This window comes from Brevibacillus fortis, assembly GCF_003013395.1.
Lineage (GTDB): Bacteria > Bacillota > Bacilli > Brevibacillales > Brevibacillaceae > Brevibacillus > Brevibacillus fortis.
Genome location: NZ_PXZM01000003.1, coordinates 187,435 through 212,927 on the forward strand (window position 1 = coordinate 187,435; position 25,493 = coordinate 212,927).

20 protein-coding genes are annotated in these 25,493 nt (G+C 47.4%); 1 reads left to right on the forward strand and 19 read right to left on the reverse strand.

The features are described 5' to 3' along the window. Positions 1–13 precede the first annotated feature (13 nt). The 10 genes from C7R93_RS02505 to C7R93_RS02555 form a co-directional block, all read right to left on the reverse strand. The gene (locus tag C7R93_RS02505; RefSeq protein WP_106837318.1) at positions 14–1,153 is read right to left on the reverse strand and encodes a VWA domain-containing protein; all 1,140 of its coding nucleotides are present in this window, start codon (positions 1,151–1,153) and stop codon (positions 14–16) included. Then, positions 1,138–3,540 carry a DUF5682 family protein gene (locus C7R93_RS02510; RefSeq protein ID WP_106837319.1) on the reverse strand — a complete coding sequence of 801 codons (2,403 nt, stop codon included), beginning with the start codon at positions 3,538–3,540 and terminating at the stop codon, positions 1,138–1,140. Before C7R93_RS02510 ends, C7R93_RS02505 begins: the two co-directional genes overlap by 16 nt. Continuing rightward, on the reverse strand, positions 3,501–4,601 hold the full coding sequence (locus C7R93_RS02515; RefSeq protein ID WP_208637777.1) for an ATP-binding protein: 1,101 nt from the start codon (positions 4,599–4,601) through the stop codon (positions 3,501–3,503). Before C7R93_RS02515 ends, C7R93_RS02510 begins: the two co-directional genes overlap by 40 nt. Positions 4,602–4,800: 199 nt before the next feature. Then, positions 4,801–5,661, reverse strand: a complete 861-nt coding sequence (kynA, locus tag C7R93_RS02520) for a tryptophan 2,3-dioxygenase (protein WP_106837321.1) — start codon at positions 5,659–5,661, stop codon at positions 4,801–4,803. A gap of 79 nt (positions 5,662–5,740) precedes the next feature. Next, the gene (locus C7R93_RS02525) at positions 5,741–6,736 is read right to left on the reverse strand and encodes an aliphatic sulfonate ABC transporter substrate-binding protein (RefSeq protein ID WP_106837322.1); all 996 of its coding nucleotides are present in this window, start codon (positions 6,734–6,736) and stop codon (positions 5,741–5,743) included. Positions 6,737–6,765: 29 nt separating this feature from the next. Further along, positions 6,766–7,521, reverse strand: a complete 756-nt coding sequence (locus C7R93_RS02530) for an ABC transporter permease (protein WP_106837323.1) — start codon at positions 7,519–7,521, stop codon at positions 6,766–6,768. After that, positions 7,454–8,296: an ABC transporter ATP-binding protein gene (locus C7R93_RS02535; protein ID WP_106837324.1), complete on the reverse strand. Its 843-nt coding sequence runs from the start codon at positions 8,294–8,296 to the stop codon at positions 7,454–7,456. Before C7R93_RS02535 ends, C7R93_RS02530 begins: the two co-directional genes overlap by 68 nt. Positions 8,297–8,484: 188 nt before the next feature. Further along, positions 8,485–9,969, reverse strand: coding sequence for an amidohydrolase family protein (locus C7R93_RS02540; RefSeq protein WP_208637778.1), 1,485 nt, complete (start codon positions 9,967–9,969; stop codon positions 8,485–8,487). 184 nt (positions 9,970–10,153) lie between these two features. Beyond that, positions 10,154–10,765, reverse strand: a complete 612-nt coding sequence (locus C7R93_RS02545) for a DedA family protein (protein ID WP_106837325.1) — start codon at positions 10,763–10,765, stop codon at positions 10,154–10,156. A gap of 318 nt (positions 10,766–11,083) precedes the next feature. Beyond that, the gene (locus tag C7R93_RS02555; protein WP_106837327.1) at positions 11,084–11,587 is read right to left on the reverse strand and encodes a GNAT family N-acetyltransferase; all 504 of its coding nucleotides are present in this window, start codon (positions 11,585–11,587) and stop codon (positions 11,084–11,086) included. A gap of 274 nt (positions 11,588–11,861) precedes the next feature. Here C7R93_RS02555 and C7R93_RS02560 point away from each other — a divergent pair, with 274 nt between their 5' ends. Beyond that, the gene (locus C7R93_RS02560) at positions 11,862–13,607 is read left to right on the forward strand and encodes a cysteine desulfurase-like protein (protein ID WP_106837328.1); all 1,746 of its coding nucleotides are present in this window, start codon (positions 11,862–11,864) and stop codon (positions 13,605–13,607) included. A gap of 40 nt (positions 13,608–13,647) precedes the next feature. Here the strand turns inward: C7R93_RS02560 and C7R93_RS02565 are convergent, their stop codons facing one another. From C7R93_RS02565 to C7R93_RS02605, 9 genes are all read right to left on the reverse strand, one after another. Further along, positions 13,648–15,249 carry a SagB family peptide dehydrogenase gene (locus C7R93_RS02565; protein ID WP_106837329.1) on the reverse strand — a complete coding sequence of 534 codons (1,602 nt, stop codon included), beginning with the start codon at positions 15,247–15,249 and terminating at the stop codon, positions 13,648–13,650. 22 nt (positions 15,250–15,271) lie between these two features. Next, the gene (locus C7R93_RS02570; RefSeq protein ID WP_106837330.1) at positions 15,272–17,212 is read right to left on the reverse strand and encodes a TOMM precursor leader peptide-binding protein; all 1,941 of its coding nucleotides are present in this window, start codon (positions 17,210–17,212) and stop codon (positions 15,272–15,274) included. Beyond that, positions 17,209–19,152 carry a putative thiazole-containing bacteriocin maturation protein gene (locus C7R93_RS02575; protein ID WP_106837331.1) on the reverse strand — a complete coding sequence of 648 codons (1,944 nt, stop codon included), beginning with the start codon at positions 19,150–19,152 and terminating at the stop codon, positions 17,209–17,211. Before C7R93_RS02575 ends, C7R93_RS02570 begins: the two co-directional genes overlap by 4 nt. A gap of 151 nt (positions 19,153–19,303) precedes the next feature. Continuing rightward, positions 19,304–19,633: a heterocycloanthracin/sonorensin family bacteriocin gene (locus C7R93_RS31085; protein ID WP_208637779.1), complete on the reverse strand. Its 330-nt coding sequence runs from the start codon at positions 19,631–19,633 to the stop codon at positions 19,304–19,306. A gap of 83 nt (positions 19,634–19,716) precedes the next feature. Continuing rightward, complete coding sequence (locus tag C7R93_RS02585) at positions 19,717–21,372, reverse strand: ABC transporter ATP-binding protein (RefSeq protein WP_158264004.1); 1,656 nt, start codon at positions 21,370–21,372, stop codon at positions 19,717–19,719. Continuing rightward, complete coding sequence (locus C7R93_RS02590; protein WP_146142404.1) at positions 21,365–22,279, reverse strand: energy-coupling factor transporter transmembrane component T; 915 nt, start codon at positions 22,277–22,279, stop codon at positions 21,365–21,367. Before C7R93_RS02590 ends, C7R93_RS02585 begins: the two co-directional genes overlap by 8 nt. After that, on the reverse strand, positions 22,269–22,925 hold the full coding sequence (locus C7R93_RS02595; protein ID WP_106837335.1) for an ECF transporter S component: 657 nt from the start codon (positions 22,923–22,925) through the stop codon (positions 22,269–22,271). The genes C7R93_RS02590 and C7R93_RS02595 overlap by 11 nt, the downstream gene beginning before the upstream one ends. Positions 22,926–22,938: 13 nt before the next feature. Further along, entirely contained in the window at positions 22,939–23,961 is a 1,023-nt protein-coding gene (locus C7R93_RS02600; protein WP_106837336.1) for a DUF4430 domain-containing protein, read from the reverse strand. Between the two features lie 11 nt (positions 23,962–23,972). Continuing rightward, on the reverse strand, positions 23,973–25,484 hold the full coding sequence (locus C7R93_RS02605; RefSeq protein ID WP_158264005.1) for an S-layer homology domain-containing protein: 1,512 nt from the start codon (positions 25,482–25,484) through the stop codon (positions 23,973–23,975). Positions 25,485–25,493: the final 9 nt, after the last annotated feature.

The following is a 25,493-nucleotide window of genomic DNA, read 5'->3' on the forward strand; positions in this document are numbered from 1 at the left end:
CTCCTCCTTCTCTCTATTTGATAACCTTTCCAATCCATTGCGCGAGCTCATCTGGCGTGATTGCTGCAACATTGGCTCCCATATCGCTCATTATCCTTGCAGCATGCTGGTTGTACGTTGCGTTGCCATTGAAATCCAAAGCCGTCAGCACTAAAAACTTGCAGCCCGCGTCAATAATTTCCTTGCTCTGGCGATACATTTCCTTAATCGGATAGCCTTCCTCCAAATCACTGACGAGGATAAATATCGTCTTCGATGGATTTTCGAGCAGTGTTCTTCCGTATTTGAGCGCCTGGGCAATATGAGTCCCCCCACCAAGCTGCACACTCATCAGCACATCGACCGGATCATCCAGTCTATGGCTCAAATCAACAACTTTCGTATCAAAAATAACCAAATGCGTCTTCAATGCAGCAAGCTTGTAAAAAATACTTGCCATAACAGAGCTGTAAATAACAGAGTCCATCATACTGCCGCTCTCGTCCACGACAATCACGATGTTCCATTTGTTGTGATGCTGGATATTGCTGTGGAAATACAGTTCATCGATGATAAAACGGCTTTTTTTGCGGTCGTAGTTTTTCAAATTTTTGCGAATCGTTTTATGCACATCTAGATTTTTCATCGACTTCGAATAGCCGCGTTTGTGGCGATTGCGTATGCCGACGATGCTGGTCTGCACTTCATTTTCAAGCTGACGCCGTAGATCGTCTACGACCTTGCGTACAATTTCCTTTGCGCTTTTCACGACCTCTCCTTTCATCCTGCCTTTAAATTGGAGGATGTTTTTCAAGAGGGTCATGTTGGGCTCCATGCTTTCCAACACTTTTTTGTCTGTCAACAGCTCTGTCATGTTATAGCGGTCCAGGGCTTGCCGTTCAAGGATTTCCACCGTTTTTTTGGGAAACAGCTTGCGGATTTTGTTCAGCCAGGCAGGAACCGTCAATGCAGCATCTCCTCGACCGCCTTCTTTTCGATATCCTTGCTCTTCTCCGTATTCACGGTTGTATAAAAACTCAAGTATCGAGTCTAGTTCCTGATAGGAAAACTCGGATGATTGATAGACCCCGCTGCCTTCCAATGATTCCTCAGCATGAGATCCCAATAACAACCGCCAGCGGTTCAAGGCTTCGCGGCTCAAATCAGGTTCCATTTGGCAAACTCCTCCTTGATCGCTTGATCGAGCATGCGGGCATCACGCAAGGTGCGCTCATCGATGACTTCATTCGTTACTTGTTCCACTGTTGTTTGGAAGAGAGCTGCCACTTTTTCCGAGAGCATACTAATTTCCATTGGACTAAAATAGGTAAACGCCAATCGCAGTTCAGGCACCACCTGCAAAAAGTCGTCGTAGGCCAAGGCTGTAATCATCTGATGCAGATCGCGCAGGATTTCTTCGTGATGAAAGAGATAGTCACGAGCCACGATAAAAACGCCATGTAAATAGGCGGCCGTATGCAGCATTTGCTCAGGCGAGCCGAACATATATGCACGTGCGCGTCTGGAGATTTCTGCGTGCTCGATCACTTCGAGATTGCACAAGATCGCGACCACTACTCCCTCCAGTTTCGCAGGGAGCTTGTCGTTCCGCAGTAATTCCAGCAGTTGGTCACTAAAGATTTCTCGGGAATCATCCGCCTGTCTTTTCTCACTTAGCATGTACAGGAATTTGAGCTGATCGGCCAATTCGTCCAGTTCGTCGGGGTTCGGGTTGCCCTGCTCGACGATTTTAGTAACAGCCTGGTAATACACCTCTTCCACCAAGCTCTCCAGCCGTTCTGTCTCTGTAAGACCAAACAACCGTTTTTGCTCCAAAAGAATGGTGAGTGTCTTCAAAGTTTTGCAAAGAGAGAGAAAGTGTCCATCTTGTCGAACGGACTCTTCTACAGATACAAAGAGCCGATCTGCCAACTCTTCCAATCCCATGACGACCGCCATCAAGAGCCATTTTGCCAGCTCATGGCTTTGGTGCTGCGGCAGATCTTTTACCAGATCTGCAAGCTTTTGCGCGGCTGCTTCTTTCACCGTCCCACCAAAGACCGAGCTCTCGATCAGACGCGCTTCAACGAAGGAGGAGTAGCTGTAGCGCCATGTTTCTCGGACGAGATTGACGTTCCGGTTGGTCATCCAGTCCGGTCCTGATTCTTTGGTGCAAAACTCTGTACCCAAAAACTGCATGCAGTGAAAAAACTGGCTGGCTTCACGATGCGACTTCTTGGCATACAGCTCTAGCACCTTCTGATTGCGCCCTGTCGTTGTGATCGCGAGCTTTAACGATTTACATCTGTCTTTGCAATCGCGAACGATAGGCACATCCAGAGAATTGGGGGCTACCTCACCGATTCCGTCTCCTGTCAACAGCTCTCGCAATGTCTCGATTGGCTGTGAGGTTGCAATCGAGCGCTCGCCTTTTGTAAATGCAGAAAGGACGGAATCGATCAGCTCATAGGCACCGCCCTCGGCCTTTTCCCGCATGACGGCCAAGCCGCTCATGAGACTGTACGCTTCGATCGCATCCGCAGTCGACGTCGTCTCTCCCTTGCCACGCAGCCTTTTGAGCAATTGCGGGAGGTACATCAAGGCGCTTTTTGAGAAGGGAGCAGGCTCCTTCTTCTCCAGTGCCTTCCACACACTCTCGTAGTAGTGAACGTAGGGCATCCCGCTTGCGTAACCATTCAGATGATCAGCTTCCTGGTACGTGTACACCATTGGGTATATTTTTTCTTCCTGCACCTTTTGTATCTTGTAGGAAGTCTTGCGTTCCTCGAGGAGTCCGTATGTATGAAATCCCCCGGTAACCACAAGAATTCTCGCATGTTTTTGTTTTGCCTCTGCAATTTTTTGACGCATGTGCGCCTCGCGAATCAAATCGCCTTCCGCTTCCAAAGTAGCGTCATCATAGCATTTTCGAGACAAGTAGCAGTAGGCAAAAACATCCTTGACGAAATCCTGCGTCTTTTTGCGGATGCCATCAATCTCAAAAACCTTTTCCCATAGCTCATCGAAGTTCCGGCATTTCATCGTCTGGCACAATCGCTGAATAAACTGCGAGCCTGTCAGCATGCGCTCATCGTGATAGGACAGCTTTTCATTCTTCTTTTTCAAATCATGGCCATCTTCCAAGCTTTCTAGGCGACTTCCGTAGCTTAGATCAATGAAAGCAGCAGGAATCTGCCGTCGTTTTGCTTCTACCAAGGCCACATATTCCGGGGAATACAGAAGAAACGGAAAGTAACAGACGTATTTTTGCTCCCCCGAAGCGTACGCGTAATAAATGCTCACAGGAGGCTTCGTCCGTTCATCCGTCAAGATCGGAATGATATGGTTGCTATGGTCCGGGCCTTCAATCAGAATGATTTCTGGCTGATACTCTTCGATCGTTTTTTTCAAATGGTACGCGCAGGCAGGACTATGATGACGAACTGGGAAATAGACGACCTGTTTGCTGAGGTTGTAGACCTCTTCTTCGACGAATGATTTTATGAAGCGGTCTTGACCGTTTATTTGATCCATTTCTTCTCGTTGTAATACGTTCCCCATAGACCCTCTTCCTTTGCCCGTTCTTTGACCACTTTGGTAAAGTAGGTTTTCAGGATATTTGCGTCCTTTTGGTTTTCCTTGACGACCGCTCCCAGCATGTTCTGAACCAATCGATCCATAGAAATTGGCCTGCCATCATAGTAATGGGACGTCATTGCACTTTGGACATAGACGGATACGGCTTCGGCTGTACTCATCACGGATTGAGGTGAATCGATTTTGTATCCTTCCTTGGTCTCTCCCGTGCGCAGTTCCATGAAGGTCGTCGCCAATATCTCAACCACATCACGATCGATTTCGATATGTACGCCACTTTGCTCCAGAATCACTTTTGCTTGTGATTCGATAATTTGTGCTTCCATTTTCACATGATTAATCGGCGCAATCGTCTCGAAGTTAAAACGGCGCTTAAGCGCGCTGCTCATTTCATTGACGCCTTTGTCCCGCAAGTTCGCTGTCGCAATGATATTAAAACCGGGCTTCGCAAACAGGGTGCCGTCTGACAGCTCGGGAATGTTCATTACCTTGTCGCTCAAAATACTAATCAACACGTCTTGAACCTCAAACGGACAACGGGTAATTTCTTCGAATCGCGTAATAATCCCCTTGCTCATACCGGTGTATAGCGGCGAAGGAACCAGCGCTTGCAGTGAAGGACCTTTGTCCAGCAGCATCGCGTAGTTCCATGAGTATTTGATCATATCCTCTGTCGTTCCAGCGGTGCCTTGAATTGTATTCGTGCTCGTACCAGAGATGGCCGCAGACAGCAGCTCAGACAGCATCGTCTTTGCCGTACCCGGTTCACCGACGAGCATCAAGCCGCGATTGCCTGCCAACGTGACGATCGCGCGCTCAATAAGCACATCGTCTCCATAGAACTTCTTCGTAATCGGTATACTTTCTCCCTCATAAGAGAGAGGTTCATCCGTTCCTAAAATAAAATCGCGCACAGCTCTGGGCGACATCAGCCAATTGGGAGGTTTCGCCCCTGTATCATGGGATCGCAGCGCATTCAGCTGTTTTGCATATAACACTTCCATTGGCGGCTTCATTGTTTCCATCCAAATGCCCACTCCATTTCTGGTTGTTCTTGAAAAATATGTATACTATAAAAAATGAAAACATATGTTTGTTATGAAAAGAAGGGTATTTGTACCCAATATTAGGAAAGATATGTGAAAAGATGTGAAATGAGTACTACACGAAAAAAAGCGCCCTGGGTCCCCAAGACGCTTTTCTCGCTTTTTTTGATGAGTTTTTCTACAACAGTGTCCGCAAGCTCCACAGCTCCGGGAAAAAACGGTGATCAAGCGCTTTACGTAAGTACATGACGCCTGATGACCCTCCCGTTCCCTGCTTTTGACCTATGATGCGTTCGACTGTCGTCATATGGTTAAAACGCCATTGTTGTTGCTGGCTGGCGATATCCACCAGTTTTTCTGCCAGCTCGTACAGATCCCAATACTGGTTCACATTTTGATACACGGTCAGCCAGGCTTGCTCTACACTCTGATTGGGCTCATAAAGCTGTGACCAATCGCGATTCAAACATTCCGGATCAATTGGCAAGCCACGAGCAGCCATCTCCCTAATCGCCGCATCATAAATGCTTGGCTGCTGCAAGGCCGTACTCATTTGGGCGTGAAGCTCTGGTTGATGTGCATACACCGCTAGGACATGCTGGTTCTTATATCCTAGCTTAAATTCGATTAATCTGTTTTGAAAGGATTGAAATCCGGACGAATGACCCAGCTTGTCACGGAACTGGAGGTAATCGGCTGGCGTCAATGTAGAAAGGACATCCCATGATTTAATCAATTGCTGCTGGATACGCGAGACTCGTGCGAACATTTTGAAAGCAGGCTCCAGATCGTGGTTGCAGATGCACTCATTTGCTGCTGACAATTCATGCAAAATTTGTTTCATCCATAGCTCACTCACCTGATGAATGATAATAAATAGCATTTCATCATGATGGGTAGATTGACGGTGTTGACTCGACAAGATTTGATCGAGCTGTAAATAATCGCCGTACGTCATTTCTTTTTGGAAATCAGTATGAATCTGCGTCTCCAATGAGGTGTCGTTCGGTTGATTCCTTCCTTGTTCATGTGGTCTCATCGCTGTATGACCTCCTTTCCCATCTAATTCCTTTCCACCCCTTATTCCTCCTGCTGAAATTCGTTCTTTATCACCCGATTTATTTCGCTGCTTCTACATATTTCAAATCGATCAATCCGTCGATTTTATTGCTGGAAATATACCCGGCTTCCTGGCTGATATCGGCCATTTCCTGAATGACTTTTTCATTGACCTCAGTTGTTACTTCCAAACGGGAAAAGGCTGCCTGCACTTCTTTTTTGCTCAGCTCTTTGCCAGTCAGACCTTTCAAATGCTTGATGATCAGGTCTTGGCTTTCTTCGGGATTTTCCTGAATGAATTTGACTGCCTTTTTATGTGCTTGAAGGTAGGCGGTTGCCAATCCTTCTCTTTTCAGAAATTCATCGCTGGCTGCTACCACGGTATTGGTTGATTCTTTTCCCCAAGCGAATTGATCCCAGTCCAGAAGCAATTTTCCTTCTGCCTGATTTTCCAGTACATATCCCCACGGCTCCTGAGTTGCTGCGCCGTCAACGGATTTTTGAACGAATAATGCTGCCGTATCTGCTGGAGCCGCCGCATACAGCTCCACATCTCCACCGTTTGTCGTCGGTTTGAGGCCAACCTCACTCAGTGCTTTTCTGAGCATGACATCCTGTGTGCTGCCGATAACAGGAATTGCGATTTTTTTGCCTTTTAAATCTTTTAGTTCAGTGATGTTGCTTGAACTATTCATAACGAGGACTGCCCCACCGTTAACTGCCCCCGAAATCAAGCGATACCCAGGATGCTTGACATAAAAGTTCAATAACGGCCCTGGCCCTACTGTCCCTACGTCAATCGCCTTCGTTGCCATGGCTTCCATAAACAAACCGCCATTGGCGACCGTTTTTGTTTGAATTTTCACATCCGCACCAAAAGCTTCCTTGAAATAGCCCTTCTCCAGCGCGATGATCGTTGCGCTATGGGTCAAATTTGGGAAATATCCGATCCTTACTTCGTTATCTGCGGATTCTGTTCCGCCTGTAGCGCACCCGCTGGCAATCCCCATTAATAATAGGGACGCGACAACGGTACTGAACACTTTTTTAAACATGTGCCGACACACTCCTTAGCCATTTTTCTTTATGAATGGACTCCCCACTTCATCTGAACGTTGCGTTCGATGCGTGAAAAGACAACATTATCGACGATGGTACCGATGATCGCAATAATGATCATGACAGATATCACCAAATCCATTTGTCCAAGTGACCTTCCCATTTCGAGCAATTGCCCAAGACCACCGCCACCCCCTAGCAATTCACCAGCCATGAGTGCCCGCCAGGAAAATGCCCAAGCGATTCGAAGCCCAGAGATGATCTGCGGTACAGATGCGGGAAGAATCACCGTTCGTACAAAGTGAAAGCCAGACGAGCCGTATGTCTTGGCAACCCGCTGATATAACGGCGGGACATTTTTAAAGCCGCTTGTCGCGTTTACTGTCATCGTCCAGGTCGCCCCGATCGTCACGATGAAAAGAATGGAAAAGTCATTTAAGCCAAACCAGATAATCGCAAGCGGGAACCAGACGATGCTCGGGATAGACTGGAGCGCCGTTACCACAAAGCCAAGCGTATCTTCTACGAGTTTGTACCTCCAGATGAAGTAACCCAGTATCAGTCCGACGATAATGGCAATGAGAAAGCCCAACAGAATCCGTCCCAAACTCTTTCCAATCGCGGCGGTAATTTGCCCGCTTAGCAAGCCATTTACAAGTGTTTCGAAAACCTGGGTCAAGCTGGGAAACATAAACGATGGCAGACCAGATAATCTAGATGTGACTTCCCAAATCGCCGCTATCATAGCGATGAAGATGACCCGTCTTAAAGCTGTAGTCATTCCCCATTTCCTCCTTTAGCACCTTTTCTATCTCTTCTTGCAGGATCGACAGCACCTTCTGCTCCGTGTTTAATGTCACACTGTCCGGCATGACTCCATCGCGCATGGCAGGAACCGTAATGATCTCCTTGATTTTTCCGGGGCGTGTGGCAAAAACGACGATCCTCTCCGCAAGCTGAACGGCCTCCCGGATATTATGGGTAACGAAAAAAATCGTGACCTTGGTCGTCCGCCAAATCTCAAGCAGCTCCTTATGAAGGACCATCCTCGTCTGTTCATCCAGCGCCGAAAACGGTTCGTCCATCAACAAAATGTCTGGTTCCATAACAAGTGCCCGAGCTATGGCCACACGTTGCTTCATCCCGCCTGAGAGCTGATGGGGATACGAATGAACATATTTGCTTAAATGGACCATTTTGAGCACTTCCAGCGCCTTTTCATTGGCTTTCTCTATAGTCATTTTTTTCAATTTCAGCCCATATGTAACATTCTCCAAAACCGTCAGCCATGGAAATAATCCCGCTTCTTGAAAAACGACGACTCTGTCGGGACCGGGCTTATTCACTTTGTTGCCAGCTACGTGTATGTCACCGCTGTCTGGTCGATCCAATCCGGCTATTAAGTAAAGCAGCGTCGATTTACCACAGCCTGAGGGGCCGACAATGGAAACGAAGCTGCCCTTTTCCACTTCGAGATTGATATTATCCAGCACTTTTACTTTTTGTTTCTGCTCATTCGTAAAATGTTTCACAACATTATCAATAGTCAGATACATGGCTGCACCTCATTTTATTCCAACTTTATCGATGGGGATTATGAATAAATAATGATTAATCCTATCGTTTTTGTCAACTATAATAAAATGAAAAAGAGAAGGCGGCGGGCACCTTCTCCTATTCAATGCGGTTGTAACAGATTATGTGCAGCATTGCACTACGTCTTCTTTAGCCACTTTCTTTTTCCCTACAGCTTCGTCGGATCAAATCTTCTCTCATCCAAATAAGCTCGCGCATGCCCCCAGAAATACTTGCTTGGCTGCATGTATTTTTCCAGACCAGCTCTCTCGATTGTGCGATTCGCCTCTTCATTCGCTTCTTGGAGGATTTGCTTTTCATCCACAGTTAAAACGCGTCGCTCGTCCATAATTAGCTCACCATCGACAATGACATGGTTCACATCTCCACCAACTGCCTGATAGACGACACGATGGACATGCATGTTCTCCGGATTCAAGTGGGCCTGGTGCATATTAACCGTAATGACATCCGCTTTTTTACCAGCCGTAAGCGACCCCAGCTCGTCATCCCAGCCGACACAGCGCGCCGCATCAATCGTTACCATTTCCAGCAGCTTGCCCGGCGGGAGGTAATAATAATCACGCAGCGCCGCTTGTTGCAGCAGCTGCATTCTGCGCATTGCCTGGAACATGTCAAAAGGAGTCATCGGCGAGGTGCCGTCTGTCGTGATCGCAACGGTCGCTCCCATCTCCAACAATTCCGTTATCGGGGTGCGTGCATTGATTTGACCAAAACCAGGAGAAGCACTCACATTCGTTCCTGTTTCAGCCAAAATTTTCGCCTCGTCAAAAGAAATTCCCCGGCAATGCTGCAAATGTACGTCTGGACCGAGCAGCGCGTACTCTTTATCCTGTATCGCGAGGTGAATCATGCCTCCAAAAGCATCTGAATGTATGCGCGTGTCGTACTTTTTCGCAATCTCTCTGATTTTCCGCGCTTGGTAGCGGTCGAAATCGGTTAGGCCAAACAATTGGTCAGCGGGTGTCGGATAGGACGGATTGACAGAGGTCACGATGACAAATGGCGTTATGTATGCTCTGGTTTTATCGTTATTCGCGTGATTCAGGGCTTCAATCACTGCTTCTGCTCCTGCGAGAACCTGCTCATAGGTGACTTCCTTCGTTACTTTTTGTCCATCGACCCAGCGGCTGAAGGGATGCGGCCACGGTGGATTGCATGGGCCTGTCGCTACGATTTCGCGGACGCCGACCTCATTGTACGCTTTTGCGTGATTCAAGGCAAAGATCGGATCATCTGAGCGCGGCATCGAGCCCAGGACACTAACCCCTGTCGTAATCCCAGCTTTTAGCCGCTCCAACGCTGACAGTTTTCCTTCGTAGTACCAGAAATCGTCTGTCACGTAGTGCTTGTAAGTGTTGGTCATGATTGGCATCCAGTCGTTGATGTTGTCCGTCGCAATCGTTTTGAACAACGAATGTCCGCCATGACCATGTGCATCAACAAAGCCTGGCAGTATACAATGATGCGCGCAGTCGACTACCTTTTGTGCGGGATACTTGTCTTTTAGCAATTGGGTGTCGCCTACCTCCAAAATTCTTCCTTTATCAATAGCAACTGCCCCGTCCTGCAATACACGACGGTCTTTATCCATGGTAATGACTACACCGTTTACGAGTAATAAATCGATCAAGTTGCCTCTCCCCCAGTCTCCAGAATAAGGGCGGTACCTATGTCACCTACTCCCCTCCCTACACCTTACCGCAATTTCGATATCGTGTATTTGCAAGAAAATTACAACTTTTTATAATTTGTTTACCTGTTGGTCGTAAACGGAAAAACCACCTTCCCTTAAAGGAAAGATGGTTTGTAAGTTTTTAGGCATCTGCTTTTCGCTTGCGAAGGAAAATCATAAGGAAGCCAATCCCAGCAATTGCGAGTACCACATAGACAACATTGGAATAGAGATCGAAATAGTACAGAATGTCTTCCCACGATTCCCCCAATAAGTGACCAGCCATCACCAGGGCGATGTTCCAAATAAACGTACCGAGCGTTGTAAACAACAAAAACAGCGGGAAATTCATTTTGGTCATACCAGCAGGAATGGAAATCAGGCTTCTGATTAATGGGATCATGCGGCAAAAAAAGATCGTCCAGTACCCGTATCGGTCGAACCATTCATTCGCTTTATGGATATCTGCCGTTTTAATGCGCAGAAGATGCCCCCATCTCTCTACGATTATCTCTATTTTTTTGACCTCTAGGTAATAACCGATTCCATAGAGCATGATTGCCCCGAGCACCGAACCGATTGTAGCTGACAAAATTACGCCAATAACCGTTAAGGATGATTGCGTTGTCATAAATCCACCGAAGGTCAAGATCACCTCAGAAGGAATGGGTGGAAAGACGTTTTCCAATGCCATCATGAGCAAAATACCGAAGTAACTATATTGTTCAATAATTTGGGTCATCCAGTTCTGCATGCTATCCCTCACAGTTATTTACCAATGCTTATCTCTCCAGTATAGAGACACGCGTTGCATAGTTCAATGAAAAGCGATAATCTTTTCCTTTATTTCAATACGAAACAAGGAGGTCTTGGGTTACCCTTCCATTGAAAATTTTCATGCAGACTATTTTTTAAATAATATTGCAATCATAGGGAATGAGTGGAATATCCGGAGGGTATGTCTATTCAAGCAACCATTACCGAGATCGACAACCCAAAATACGACTCGTCAATGTACCACGTTAATACGACTGTCACGAATATTTCGCGGAAACCTAACAGATTATTCCTACTACTTGGACCAGTATATCATTGTGTCGTCTCTCTTTATTTCCTCAAAGCCCATTTTGACTAAAATTTTGGCAGAATCTATGTTATCTAGTAGGCACTTCGCTGTAATCTTCTTCACTTTTGGCTGCGATAATGCCCAATTCGTTAACCCTGCAGCCGCCTCATACGCGTACCCTTTTTTTCGCTCGGCTTCAATAATTCCATAGCCGATATCCACTTCTCCCTCCGTATTCGGTCCTCCCTTGAATCCGGCATCGCCGATGATCTTCATGCCATCCGTTGTAATGATCATCCACGATTCAAAACCTGTCGATTCCCCTGCGCGTTCGAGTGCTATTATGATTTTGTGTATCGTTTCCATTGTATCTGCATCAGGCCAGCCTTTGCCTAATGTAAGTCCCATGCCCATTAACTCTTCGTAATTTTCTTGCAAAACATTCGTCGCTATTCTATGTGTAAATGGAATCAATAGAAGCCGTTGTGTCTGGATTTTTAGTTCATTCATGGACAGGTGCCCCTCCCTCTTCCTTTCTTGTCGATGAAGCTATTGACGTTGGATTTACTCTCCATTTTTTCAGAAAGGGTCCATTCCTACACCTCAGCTACTCATTACATACTCCGATAGTAGTGAATCTCTCGGGCAATTAACATTATAGCATCATTTTCCATCTATCTTTCTCAAACAAAATGAACATTGATTAATTGGAGTCTTTTCCGAATAATGAGAGATAACAATCATTTTGGACACCACGGAAATCCAGTTGGTAAGGAGTGAAAAAATGTCCACTACGCTAAACACTGAGCTTGTCCGCATTCAGCCATGGGCAGATCACGATCTTCCCTTGTTGCGTCTTTTGAATGCGCCTGGCATGATGGAGCATCTTGGAGGTCCGGAAGCAGAGGAGCAACTCCTTGCCCGGCACGAGCGATACGTCAATAAGGACGGTCAGCTAACGAGCAAGATGTTCAGCATCGTATTGCTGCCAGATCACACCCCTGTCGGAAGCATCGGCTATTGGGACCGCAACTGGCAAGGAGAACACGTATACGAAGTAGGCTGGAGCGTTCTACCACCATTCCAAGGGAAAGGAATCGCCTCTGTGGCCTTATCCTCGCTCATCACACTCATTAACCAAGAGCGAAGACACAAGTTTATTCATGCCTATCCCTCTGTAGACAACCCTGCCTCAAATGCCATTTGCCGTAAGCTCGGTTTCACTCTGCAATCAGAATGTGTCTTTGAATACCCTCCAGGACATTTTATGCGCTCCAATGATTGGCGTTTAGAAGTTGCATCGGAACCTTTCCCCATTGAAAAAGTCCGGGAGCAATTCCCCGCGCTACAACGAGCTTACAAAGGCAAGCCCGCTGTTTATCTGGATGGCCCAGGTGGCTCGCAAGTCGTAAAATCCTCCATGGACGCGATCTACAGCTATATGGCGAACGGTGGGGCGAATTTACACGGCTCCTTTCCAACGAGCAAGGAGACAGAAGCCATCCTTGCAGATGCCAAGCAAGCCGTAGCCGACCTCTTCCACGTGAGGCCGATGGAGGTAGCCTTCGGTGCGAATATGACCACGCTGACCTTTGCGATTGCGCGTGCATTGGGTCGACATTGGAAAGAAGGGGATGAGATCATCGTCTCTGAGATGGATCACCGCGCAAATGTAGACCCGTGGCTGACTGTTGCCGCTGATCGCGGAATGACCGTTCGGTGGTTGAAGGTGAACAAAGAAACCCTTACGCTACAACTCGATGAGCTCGATACCCTACTTACTTCCAGAACCAGACTGATGGCGGTCGGGCTCGCTTCCAATGCAGTCGGAACGATCCATGATCTCGCTGCCATTTCCCAAAAAGCACGTGCCAAAGGAGTCATTATCGCTGTTGACGCCGTTCATGCCGTTCCTCACTTCTCCATTCATCGTGACGAGATTGGCGCCGATATCCTGCTCTGTTCCGCTTACAAGTTTTTCGGCCCTCATGTTGGAATCGCTGTCATCCGCAAAGAAATTTTTGAAGCACTCGATGTTTACAAATTGGTTCCTGCCGCCTCTTCTTATCCAGATAAACTGGAGACCGGAACACAAAATCATGAAGGAATCGCAGGAATCAGACCCGCAATCGATTTTGTTGCTTCGCTTGGTTTCGGGGATAGCTTCTCTGAAAAAATTCGCTCTGGTTACGAGATGATCGAAGCCTATGAAAATCAGCTGGCAGAAAAGCTGCGAAAAGCACTAGGCGCAATGAACGGTGTCACACTCTATCAAGCGGGTGAAGATGTACCGAAAACACCGACGATCGCTTTTCGGATCGAAGGGTTTTCTCCTCGAGAAATATGTGAGCGATTGTGCGAGGAGCATAGCATATTCGTTGCGGACGGGGATTTCTATGCGACAACACTCGCCAATTGTTTGGGAATCAATGAAAGCGGCGGCTGGATACGAGCGGGGCTGGCACCGTACAATACCGACGAGGAAATTGAACGGTTCATACAAGGTATCAAAGAAATGATAACGGCATAAAACAAGACCCGGGTCAACGCGACTCGGGTCTTACACGTTTTTATCCATGAAGCCCGCCCTGAAATCTAGCGCGGGCGCGATAATGCCCGACTGGAATTTGAATCAAGCAGGTTTTCTCTTCTGTCTCTAGGTTATACAGATCGTCGCAATTTTTGACGTCAAATCCGAGTAGCGGATGGCCGCCCATTCCACACGTGAACGCTGCCAAAAGCAAGCGATGCACGACGATTCCCGCCTCCATCTGCTGGATGCGATATCCTCTAAACCCTAGCTGATTGATCAAATGATCGCGTTTACCCGCCACATGAAAGCAGAGCGGCACTTGATACAAATTCACGTTGTCCATAGTCATTCCGTCTTGAAGACGAGCTCGTAAATCTCCACAGACAATCGGATAAAGAGCGTGCTCCACTGGTTCGTAAGCGTATGCCCCGTCTTGCATCCCTTCTACTTGATAAATACTTACATAGAGAGAAAGCCTCCCCCACGCTACTTCCGGATCTTTTCCCAAATCACTGCCATACGATAGAGCACTCATCGTCATTTCCATGATACGCGCTACCTGATCCTGGTCTGTTTTCCTCCTGATAAAGTCCATTTCTGGCGAAAAACGCTCCCAGCAAAATTGCGCCAAATCATAGCTTGGTTTCTGCAAACGCGGGAGAAGAATTCGCTCATCGGAAAGACGAGTCCACTTGCTTTCTAAATGATCCGAATAACGGGTAAACGAATGGGTAGATTCCTGCATGACAGCCTCATTCATTTGCAGGAGCGCAGGATATTTCCTCCTTCTTTTTGAGCGCATCACATGCACATGCTTTTGCTCAGAGAGTTCCCCCATTAGGTCGCTTGCAGTCTCCTCTCCTCGCTCTATCCATTGTGTGGGTGATTGCATCGATCCTTCTGTTTGAAATGATAAGGGAACCACTGCGTATACACTCTCTTGAACGGCTGACAAACCAAGCAGTGCATTCATCGCTCGATCCAGAAACTGGTAGTGTACCGTAGTCGAAACACCGAACTTTTTAGCCATCTCCTGCATTTGTCCAAGCAGTACACCAGCATCGAGACCCTGCAATCGATAGGAAAACTCATCATACTTAAAAAAGTTCTTCCAAAAATAGATGGATACGAACGCAACCCCAAAGCATTCATTTACTGGACAACTGCCACCTAGCGCTCGGCTAAGGAAATGATCAAAATTCCCTTCGCGCAATTGTACGAGTCTGTGATGGGCAGCATCGTAGTGGTATAGACCAGGAGGAATACTCGACAGCTTCAAATATACGTACAGCTCACTCGGATAGAGCGCTCCCCCAGACGGAATCGGTCTTCTATTCGTTACATGCGGCAAAAACGACTCAGACCCTGCATCTGCCAGAGTCGTGGTCAACAGCCCTTGGCTGATTTGGATGAGTCCGTAGCTATACCATAACCAAGCGCCCAATTGATGAAGAGACAACCCTTGTGAAACCCTTTGATCTGCAAGTGAGAGAGGTACCTCTTCTGGCAGGGGAATGACAGGTAGCCCCCTGTACATCTTGTATGTCAGCGGAGCATCTTCCCAATCCACTTCGAGATCACTTGGCCTGGCGTTTTCTGTATCAAAATGAAGACGGTACAAGAAATTTTCAAGACTCATCCGGCTCACTCCCAGATGCATGTTATGGAAACGGATGCGGAAAAGGATTCAACTCGTCTACACGCAGTGGTTCTTTCGCGTAGCCCAGCTTCACGGGGACGTCCAATATTCTTTTCAATCCCGTTACTCGCGTGAGATGATGGCCAAAAGTCATCGGGAGCATGCCAGGAATTAATACCCGCACGCAAGATAAGCCATGGCGCCCTACCTCTGGTGTCGTTTGATCCACCACAATGACATCGAGGTCTAAATTCTGGAACACTTGGAGCAAATCCCGCAAATCGTCTGTTAGGTCACGATGTTGGTTTCTTCTAGGAAATTGTTCAGCGAATGAGACCATCGGACGTGAATCATCCAAAAGGAAGGATAAGCGCTCCGCAGCTTCTGGCAAGCTGTATAGCATTGCATGATCATCCATCTTTTTCACTAGGGACGAATCGTGGAGCATGCGCAAATATTTGTCTCGGTTCGCTTCGTACTTGTCTGTCAAAGTCATGAGCATCGCAGCCGTTTCATAAATGGAGCTTTTTACAGCGCGGATGGGGTCTGAATGCGCTCCTGCTGCACAAACGAGGTGCAATCCTTCCTCTCCGCGGTTTTTCGCAATCGTCCATACAGCTGGAATTCCATTTTCCATTGTCGCATCAAACAAGTACAAATCGTAATTCGTAACCGTCTGCATCCGATCGATCAACAGGAGCAATTCCCGATCATGGGCCGTAGAAAGATCGAGGCGTGGCAACGGCAATTGGGCATACCAGGTCAACAAGAAAGCATCTCGCTCCACCACTTCGAGGATGCCGTAAAAGATCGCCTCCTCCAAGCTGCCGCCTAACGCACAGCCATTGGAGGTCTCAAATACAACTCCCTCCCCGAATCCCATACTGTAGTAAGCCATGAGCTCAGGTACAAGAATGGGTCGCTCTTCTTTAAATGAATAACCCCATACCCAGTTCATCTCTCGTTTGGGATCAAACGGGAGAAACGGAAAGTCAGGCAGAGCATATTGCTCTTCAGAATGGGTACCCGCTGTCGTCGGATCAAGTGCATACGGCGCAAGGTTTGCATAGCAATCGCGTACCATCGTCCTCTTGCCACGCGGCATCAGCCCACAATATCTTTCCATCCCTTCCAAAATCGCCGTTATTTCACTATCCGCGAATGAAACAGATCTGCCGGCCGTGCCCTCATCATGCGAAAATAAAGGCAAATTGACACTGACATCTGCGAACACAGAGACGAGATCACGTACTTTCCCATTCAAAAACCCGGTTCGGGAATCCAAATATTCGGTGGAGAGAGCTTGTTTCAAATCGGCTATCGATTTTGTGCGATAGCTGTCAGGACTTTGCTTTACGATAGGCTTCAAGTGTATTCTCGCCTGCTCTTCAGAATCATCAGGCAACTGACTGCATACCGGGCATAACGGATTCGGCAAAAAGAAGTGGCGCGTGCTGGTCAATGTTTGCAAATCAATAAACTGGATATGCTCGGATAACTGGGCTTGCCTACCCTCTACGATACGTTCAACCTCCGCACTGACATGGTATGCCACTTGTAACAACCCGGAGCGGGATGACCATGGATCACGTGGTATGCCGCCTTTCTCCCTCAGCATATGCTGTACCTTCCACATCTCTTTGCGATCGCGTCCCGCCATCAATCGCCGCATATCAGCACACTGGGAGCACCCTTTTTGACCTGGACGAACCAACGGGCCAACGATCGCCTCCCCGAACGAAACGAAACCGCGCAACCATGGAATATTCGCTTGTCGGAAATGCTTTTCTACCTGCAAATGCAAAGCAGGATGATACGTATCGTGCAACAGGAGCGCCAAATTTGCTCCGATTGTCGCAGACTCCATGTTTTCGCTCTGCCGCACTCGATAGTCCTTGCTCAAATGTTCTGAAACCAGCTCCGCCAGTACTCCGTCTCCAATGATAAGAATGTCAGCGCTCATTGAAGCACCTCCCGCGAGAGCACTAGGGCGAATACGCCGCCAAGGTCCTCTTCTAGGAAAGGCTCTATCGCTGCATTCATGACTCGAGGAGAAAGGTATTGAAGAGCCAGTACCTCGACAGCTTGTTTCCAGACCTCTTTTTCCGATTCTTCCTGAACGTTGCTGAGCACCAGTTCGATGGCTTCACCCGTCAACGCAATAGATTGCGCTGTCAGTACATACTTGGACATTTGACTTGTTGGCGTCTGAATCTGTTGCAGGGCATACATTAGTGCTTTTCGCAATGCATCTCGCTCTTGCAAGCCAATACTCCCGTACCATCCCGTGCGCGTTCCCACCCAATACACCGGAAATCCGCACACCTCATGCCCTTTTGCAATCGTTGGTTTTTCGCCTAATGTAGCGAAAGACCGTACATAAAACTGGGACTGTTCATCCACAATCGAGTCAGCATCCACAGATCTAGCCGTTGGTTGTCGTCCTTTCATTTCTGACACATACGTGAGTGTCAAACAATGCCGTAACGCCCGACATAAGCCTTCTGCTGCCGTTTCCCCTGCTCCAATTCCGATGTCGCTCTCTAGCTCGGCCTGATAAGTTGAATGTTGTGCGCTTAGGTGGTTCACCATTCTTTCCACATACATCTCTGCCCCAAGCAATCCTGCTTCTCTGCGTGCCTCGTCATGGGTATATCCGGCGCATACTACAGTAGGCAAAAGCTCTGCGAGACCATCTGTCACAGGATCGACAGCTGTCACCATACACTGTGTCAGCGGTAGCTGCGTAAGCTCTCCCTCATCCCAGCTGTGAAAAATTCCGTTATCAGGGGAGGTCCATGACGGAAACAGAGCCAATAGACTTTCTTTCGGTTCTGCCTCTTTGGATATCTGCAATTCAAGCTCCCTCTCATCCATTACCTCCATGCTCATGTCTTTTTTTCGCATCGGGTGAGGAAAGTATGACAGCCAGCTTCCTTCCAACGTCTCCAGATTTAACAAATAAATTTTGTTTGGGTCCTCTGCGTCATTGACACCTGCAACGTATTTGAACCATTCAAAAACAGCGATGTTCGCCAGCATGGCTGCTGCCGTCATTGAATATGGATGTTGCTCGGGGTCCGCACACAAAGCCTGTCGATGTAATCGATGCCTAGCCGATTCTAAGCAAGCTTCTGACTGTGGATGAATCAGCGGCCCTACCATTCCTTTTTGCTGAACAAATAACGCCGGAACAAACACCTTCTCCCGCTCTCTGCACGCGGACTGGATCGCACTTATTTCGTCTTTATTTACGCTTGCTGACATGTACAAAATACCAGCGAAAGGCTCGATGGCCTCTGACCAGTCGGCACCCTCCCACGACGCCGGCTTGCGTTCATAGAGCTTCACGTGAGGGTCTTTCCTACGCGAATGTTCTATCATCGCCTCTAGCCGCTCACGATTGGTCGGGGTCTCATTCGTGATGGCGTAATGGAATTGAACGCATCCCGATTCCAGCAATGCATGGATGACCGAAAGGAGAAAGGAACCTGCGCCGATCACCAATACTTTTTCTGTCCGATATTTTTGAAACCGATACCCTCCTGATCCACCTAACTGATCCAAATATTCAATCTGCGCTGCATACCTTGACATGACCTCTGCTGATAATTCATGTGGTTTCTCCAGGCTCACATCTTGGAGGAATCCATTTTCTAAAAGTGTACCGGCCACTTGGAATATTTGTTCCTGATATTCTTCCGGCAAATCGTCGGTCAATTGCTCCAACGTATGCACACCATTAAACATGGGAATTAACTGATCGACCCATCGATCGATCATGTCACCCTTCATGCGAAAAGTTCCGATGTTATTGCGAAAATACACACTCCCGTCCGAATCGGGTACATACACTGTATCCCGCTTCACTTTTATGCGCATTGAAGGATTCAGCTTATCCATTCTCCTCCCCCTACCATTGTGAAATAAACCAATTTGCGACAAGACATGTCACAGCTATTTTATGTACCACTCTTTGTCTCACATTCCAGTCTGAAAAAAAAGCTCCTGCCAAGACACAATTTGGGCAGGAGCTTCATTTACGTAATGATCATTACTCGTCATTTATTACGACAAAGCATGGGAAGAAGCAAGAGCAACTACAAGAGCAACTGCAAGAGCAGGAGCAGGAGCAAGAGCAGGAGCAAGAGCAGGAGCAAGAGCAGGAGCAAGAGCAGGAGCAAGAGCAACGACTGCAACGACCACAACTACATCTGCCACATCCACCGCATCTGCCACATCCACCACACCTGCCACATCCACCACACCTGCTACGAACTAGCGTCGCCTCATTCATTTTTTCTTTGTCCCAACGCTGCACTCGATCCGAGTTTATTTCAGAAGCCTTCAGTTTTTTTAGTTCTTTTTTGAACTCATCCATCATTTTCACCTCCGCCACTTCATGGGGCTACTCTAGATTTATGAAGTGACGTTGGGTATTTGTTCCATCATCATGCGCCCATTTTATCAGGACCTCGGCTGTTCCCAGTCATTCTCATTCGTTAGGGAGGCGTTCTTACGCAATACCCGATACATTTGTGGTGCATACGTTAACGAATTCGTAAACACTTCCTGGGGGTGATTATCGGTTACAATCGTCCCGTCATACAACACAGATATTCGATTCGCATAAAGTAGTGCAAACTCTACATCATGCGTGATGAGCAGAACTGCCTTTGCTGGCAACACCCGCAAATATTCAGCGAGACGTACCTTCTGCTTGCGGTCCATACCACGAGTAGGCTCATCCAATATAAGAACTTCCGGTTCACTGGCAAGCAAGATCGCGAGTGCCAACCGTTGACGTTCCCCTCCACTCAAATCATGCGGGTGATGCTTCTGATAACTCGTCAGTTCCATTTTCGATAAAATTTCATCTACACGTGTTTGAATTTCCTCTTTCGTACGGCATTTATCAAGCGTACAAGTAAACAACAGTTCCTCTTCCACAGTTTCATGCATGAAGTAATCATTCGGATTTTGAGATAAGTACCCGACATACCGATGCGTGTTCTCCAGATAATCTATCTGCACCGGCTTGCCAAACCATTGTAGCTCACCTGACGTCAATGGTACTGTCCCCACTAGAGCTTTGGCGAATGTACTTTTACCAGCTCCGTTTTCTCCAAACAAGGCAATTCGATCCCCTTCGTACATACAATAGTTCAGTTGTCGCAATACATCTGGTTTTTCCCTATACCCAGCTGTCCCTAGACGCAGCGAGAGCACTTCGCAATTGCGAGATTGTCGGGAGATGGTAACATTCCCCCAGCCTGGATGAAAAGAAAGCGGGATCGCCAACTTTTGCTTTTGAACCAACTTTCGTGCCTCTTTCACTGTCAATGGAATATCCTGATCCCCGCAGTATTCTGCCATTCCTTGAGCGACGACTGGCAAATAAGGCAGCCATGACTTGTTTTGTATAGCAGAAGCTGCAAATTGCCGAGGAGTCCCGTCGAATCTGATCCTGCCTTGATCAAAATAAAGAATTCGATCCGCAAGATGATAGCAACGCTCCATTCGGTGCTCACTCATCACGATGGTCATGCCCATCTCCTCATGTAAACGTCGCAGCAACTGCAGCACTTCGTCAGCATGAACTGGATCTAATTGGGAAGTAGGTTCATCCAATAACAAGATACTCGGAAAAAGTGTCAAGATGCTGGCAAGTGCTAACCTTTGTTTTTCCCCACCGCTCAATTGATCCGTCTGAGAAGATAGCTTAGGGCCTAGCCCGAATAAATGGCTAATCTCGGCAAATCTGCTGCGCATCTGTTCAGGTGAGATCGATAAATTCTCCATCGAGAAGGCAAGTTCTCTTCTTACCGTATCAAGAAGGAGTTGTCTTTCAGGATCTTGATTAAGAAATCCAATAGATGTCACAATCTGCCGCTGTGTGAGCTGATCAAGTGATTGACCGTGTAGTCTTACATTGCCAGCAATGGCCCCTCCATAAAAACGGGGAACCAATCCATTCAATGCACGTAAAAAAGTTGACTTGCCGCTCCCACTCTCCCCAAGCAAAAGCACAAACTCTCCTGGCACGATCTCTACTTGAATATCACACAAAGCAAGCCGATCACTCTGTGGGTATTGATAATGCAAATGTTCACATTCAAGCATGCAAATCCTGCCTCCTCTCCCGAAGCCCATAAATTGGCAGCATCCATAATACGAACAAACCCGTCAAGAATAACAAATCTCCCAGTGGATCAGACCAGTTAAACGTTGGATAAAAGGAGAATGAAGCAAAATCAAACCTCTTCCCCCAAATGACAATTCCGACGATTACCAGACTCATCATACAGCTCATGAGCTCTCTGGGAAAAAGCGGTACCTCATGATAGCTGCTCCTTTTCCCACTGCCGAACCCTCTTGCGTACAATGCTTCAGCTGTTAGCCACGCTCCCTCTAACGAACTAAAAAGCAACGGACGGAGCAAAAGAGAATAGTATCGCACACGATGAATCAATTCCCCACCTTTTGGTCGGATGCCGCGTAATCGAGAAACTTCTTTGATTCTTGCAAATTCACGGCTTAACAACGGAAACAACCGGATGGCCATCACCGAAGTCATGACGAAGCGCGGTGCGATTTTGGCAAACAGGAAAAAGAAGCGGTCATGATCGATAAAACGTTGGAACATTACCGACAGTACCAGGATGGTATGTAAGCGAATGACTCCGATGAATGAATACGCCATTTCCTCTAGCGTGAAATCGAGTCTGCCTAGTATCGAAACAATGGGACCCCGCCACAAAAAAGTCCCGCCGTGACTCGCGAAGAGCGGATTGACGATCATAAAAAGAATCGAGAATAGCATTCCGAAGCGAAACGTGATCCACATCGTTTTGCCAAGCCCTTCCTGAAGTGCCCAAAGGATGAGAAAAAGGAGCTGGCCGAGTTGCAAAAGTGGATGATAATCAAATAAAAACGCAGTGACAACGTGTGCAAGGAGAATGCTTGAAACCGCTACAGGATGTACGGATTTCCAAACAGAAGAGTTTCCGGCAGATCGACTAGACATCATGGCTTTTCCTCACCGTCAATTGAGAAATGACTAATTTCCGATGGTAGCGGGTAAAAATACGAGCAAATCCAGGCCCGAGAAGCAAGGCAAACAAGAAGTTACCAGCAGCATGTGCAATGTCAAAGGCCAAGCCCGCACTGTAGAGTGCAAGAAAACTACCGATATTCATGAATGCACCCATCCCTACAAAAATCCATAGATTCATGATCCAATCGAACAAAAAACCCCATGCTGTACAGCTTCCAACAAACAACCATTTATCAACGGATTTACTGAGCGGCGGTTGAGCGGATCTTCCAGTTACGTACCTCAATCCACCCGCAAAAGCGCCAGACAATCCCCATGCCATCATCTGCCACAGTGTCCAAGTACCTTGGCCCAAAAAGAAGTTGGAGAAAACTGCTGCGATCACTCCTACTAAAAAACCGACGCGGATACCGAATACATAACCGCTTAACATAACGAGAAACGTGGTTGGTTGTACGTTAGGGATGGCAGCAAAGGGTACGCGAGCAATCGAAGCGATCGCACCTAAAGTTGCGATGACCGCGATGATTTTTTCATCCATTTTCGATTTTTCCAGCACCAATAAGAGAATAGCGAAAAGACTAAGTAACGCTAGAAGGATGAGGAGGGCGATATTCATGGTTTGCTTCACCTCATTTTCGGATCGGCAAGCGAATGATTTCTGTTTCCGTCACGATTGCACCGAAATATCCTTCCATGTCTTTCGCTTTTGCTGGATTCATTCTGTTTATGACCTGAGCGATTCCAGCCTCGTCGGTTCCTGTCACGATCCAAATCGGTAGTCGGGTCGCCGCATTCAATGTACTGGCAAGGAGTCCAGTACCTGATTGGTTGTGAACGTATACGGGTTTTCCTGTCTGATCGTACGACTGGATTCCGTCTACTTTTACATCCGCATACAATCCATGTGAAGCTCGTTGCTCAAAAATCGCGACTACATTCTGCGATTGGCTGATAGACTTCGTATCTCCTACGAGAATCAGTGCATTCTCACTTGAAAATTGCTGTTCATCCCAAACAACCGGCTCTTTTACATCTGGCCGAATAGTCTTGAGTGACGCGACGAGTTGCTTCGCTTGCTGTTCATAGCCCGTCGTGTACATGATGAGCAACGGTGAAGCTGGTTCTTCACCCAAGCCCTTTATAAAAGGATGCGGATAGTGACCTACAAGTGCAGAAGTTTGGATGGCGTGCTCCCATGAGTGATAGTCCCACCAAATTTGGTCACCTGAAAATACAGGGTACTCAGCCGCCCCTACGTCTGCCAGGAGACCGTTCACGTAATAAAACCAATCTACTTTCTTGCTTGTGGAATCCCCACTTCGATATTGGGAGGCGATCCCGCCGATTGAATCTACGAAACCTCCGTTATAGCTGGTAGTGATCGTCACTCCCGAATTTTTCAGAATATCCATGACCGTATCGCCATCTTTCACGGGAACCTGATTAGAAAGGACGGTTTCTTGTCCAAAATCCTTTGTGATCAGGATGTTTGCGAATGACTCTGTGCCTTCCGCTTTCACCTTTGGCTTAGGCGCCAACGTAATAGTATGATTTGTTGCCGTTTGCCACACGCGATACTGATAGAATCCAGCCAAGCATGCAATGATAATAACCAATGAACCAAGTAGGATAAGCCAATCTTTCCGCTTCATCTATTTGCCCCTTATCGTATACGTAACAATCGGTAGATCAGCACTGCCGCTTCTGCTCGAGTGACAGTCGCTTTTGGTTCAAATGAGGTCGCCCTGGTTCCGCCTATGAGCTTGCGGTTTTGCATATCGATCACGCTTACTTTTGCCCATGGACTGACCAGCTTGTAATTTACAGGGGTAAAGGAGGCAGCGTAAACCTTTTTCCAGCCATACCGTTTCGCAACACGTGAGGAAATCGTCGCCATTTCTTCATGGGTGATGCCTTGATGTGGACGGAACTGCTTTTTGCTCCCTTGCATGAGGCCAAGAGACGCTGCTTTTTCCACGACCTTACTGGACCAATCACTCGCAGGTACATCATGAAATAATCCTTGTGTTTTTTGGTTCGGCTCCTCCCCAACCGCACGTAGCAACATGGCAGCGAATTGGGCGCGTGTGACTTGTTGATCAGGCTTCATCTGATGAGCCGTCACACCTTGCAAGTAGCCGTTCTTCACGAGATCTGCCATCTCTTGATATGCCCAGTAATGGGAATGAAAGTCCTGCAATGCCAGTACTTTTCGCGTGCCAGCCTTTTCACGGAGAACGCTGATATAACTCTGGTGCCGTCTCAAATCGGAGAGTGCAAGTAGCGCCTGTGAGGTGGCAATCTGGTTGGCAAAGCCACCTTTCGTATGTGCGAATGAACCATCTGTCTTTTGAAAAGAAAGTAGTGAATCGACGACGCTTGTTTTTCCTTGCTTCCAAGAGGCTGGCTGATCTCCCCAAGCAATGAGAGCTGAGATTACTGTGGCAGCCGATTCAGCATTAAAAGCTCCCCCTTCTTGATATCCGCCTGATGAGTTCTGGGTTTTTTGCAAGTAAGCAAGCGCTTTCTTTACAGGTGATTCATCCTTATTCATCCCCAGAGCGCGCATAGCCAGCAGTGACATAGCCGTCATGTCGACGCCACTTTGTTTTGCCGCCGCATCAAAGTGAAATCCACCATCCGTCAATTGCTTTCCCACTAGCCAAGACTTCGCTTGTTTGGCTCGAGGAATCTGCTCCCCAGCAGCATGGAGAGCAATTATACTCCATACATGTGCATTGATCAGATTCTCTCCCTGTCCATTTATGCTGTCCGCAAATTTCCCATTCAGTAACTGGGCTTTTTTCAGCTTTTCAATCAGGTTTTCGCCTGCAAAGCTGGATGAATCTTTTCCTGCGGCTACGAGCGTCAAAATAAAACGAGCATAATCGGTTGTTTTTCGGGCGTCCAAAGCATGAAGGCGCTTTTTCAGTTCCTCGTCCCAAATTTTTTTTGTCCCTAACGAACCATTTTCAACGTCCATTTCATGCAGTGCAAGACCGATGATCATCCAATCATCAAGTGCAGTTACACCTTTTGCCATGTATTTTTCGGATACGTATTGAACGGCTTTTGCGCTTGAATGCTGAATGTCTGGCTGCACTTGCGCGTAGACCGTAGACTGAAGCAGGGTTATCCCCGCAATGAAACTAAGCAAACTTGCTTTTACTCTCATCTGCGCTTC

Bases quoted from the DNA above. Each gene is read 5' to 3' on its own strand.
- C7R93_RS02505 (WP_106837318.1), bottom strand. From the start codon at position 1,153: ATGGAACCTGATTTGAGCCGCGAAGCCTTGAACCGCTGGCGGTTGTTA.
- C7R93_RS02510 (WP_106837319.1), bottom strand. From the start codon at position 3,540: ATGGGGAACGTATTACAACGAGAAGAAATGGATCAAATAAACGGTCAA.
- C7R93_RS02515 (WP_208637777.1), bottom strand. From the start codon at position 4,601: ATGGAAACAATGAAGCCGCCAATGGAAGTGTTATATGCAAAACAGCTG.
- kynA (WP_106837321.1), bottom strand. From the start codon at position 5,661: ATGAGACCACATGAACAAGGAAGGAATCAACCGAACGACACCTCATTG.
- C7R93_RS02525 (WP_106837322.1), bottom strand. From the start codon at position 6,736: ATGTTTAAAAAAGTGTTCAGTACCGTTGTCGCGTCCCTATTATTAATG.
- C7R93_RS02530 (WP_106837323.1), bottom strand. From the start codon at position 7,521: ATGACTACAGCTTTAAGACGGGTCATCTTCATCGCTATGATAGCGGCG.
- C7R93_RS02535 (WP_106837324.1), bottom strand. From the start codon at position 8,296: ATGTATCTGACTATTGATAATGTTGTGAAACATTTTACGAATGAGCAG.
- C7R93_RS02545 (WP_106837325.1), bottom strand. From the start codon at position 10,765: ATGCAGAACTGGATGACCCAAATTATTGAACAATATAGTTACTTCGGT.
- C7R93_RS02555 (WP_106837327.1), bottom strand. From the start codon at position 11,587: ATGAATGAACTAAAAATCCAGACACAACGGCTTCTATTGATTCCATTT.
- C7R93_RS02560 (WP_106837328.1), top strand. From the start codon at position 11,862: ATGTCCACTACGCTAAACACTGAGCTTGTCCGCATTCAGCCATGGGCA.
- C7R93_RS02565 (WP_106837329.1), bottom strand. From the start codon at position 15,249: ATGAGTCTTGAAAATTTCTTGTACCGTCTTCATTTTGATACAGAAAAC.
- C7R93_RS02570 (WP_106837330.1), bottom strand. From the start codon at position 17,212: ATGAGCGCTGACATTCTTATCATTGGAGACGGAGTACTGGCGGAGCTG.
- C7R93_RS02575 (WP_106837331.1), bottom strand. From the start codon at position 19,152: ATGGATAAGCTGAATCCTTCAATGCGCATAAAAGTGAAGCGGGATACA.
- C7R93_RS31085 (WP_208637779.1), bottom strand. From the start codon at position 19,633: ATGATGGATGAGTTCAAAAAAGAACTAAAAAAACTGAAGGCTTCTGAA.
- C7R93_RS02585 (WP_158264004.1), bottom strand. From the start codon at position 21,372: ATGCTTGAATGTGAACATTTGCATTATCAATACCCACAGAGTGATCGG.
- C7R93_RS02590 (WP_146142404.1), bottom strand. From the start codon at position 22,279: ATGATGTCTAGTCGATCTGCCGGAAACTCTTCTGTTTGGAAATCCGTA.
- C7R93_RS02595 (WP_106837335.1), bottom strand. From the start codon at position 22,925: ATGAATATCGCCCTCCTCATCCTTCTAGCGTTACTTAGTCTTTTCGCT.
- C7R93_RS02600 (WP_106837336.1), bottom strand. From the start codon at position 23,961: ATGAAGCGGAAAGATTGGCTTATCCTACTTGGTTCATTGGTTATTATC.
- C7R93_RS02605 (WP_158264005.1), bottom strand. From the start codon at position 25,484: ATGAGAGTAAAAGCAAGTTTGCTTAGTTTCATTGCGGGGATAACCCTG.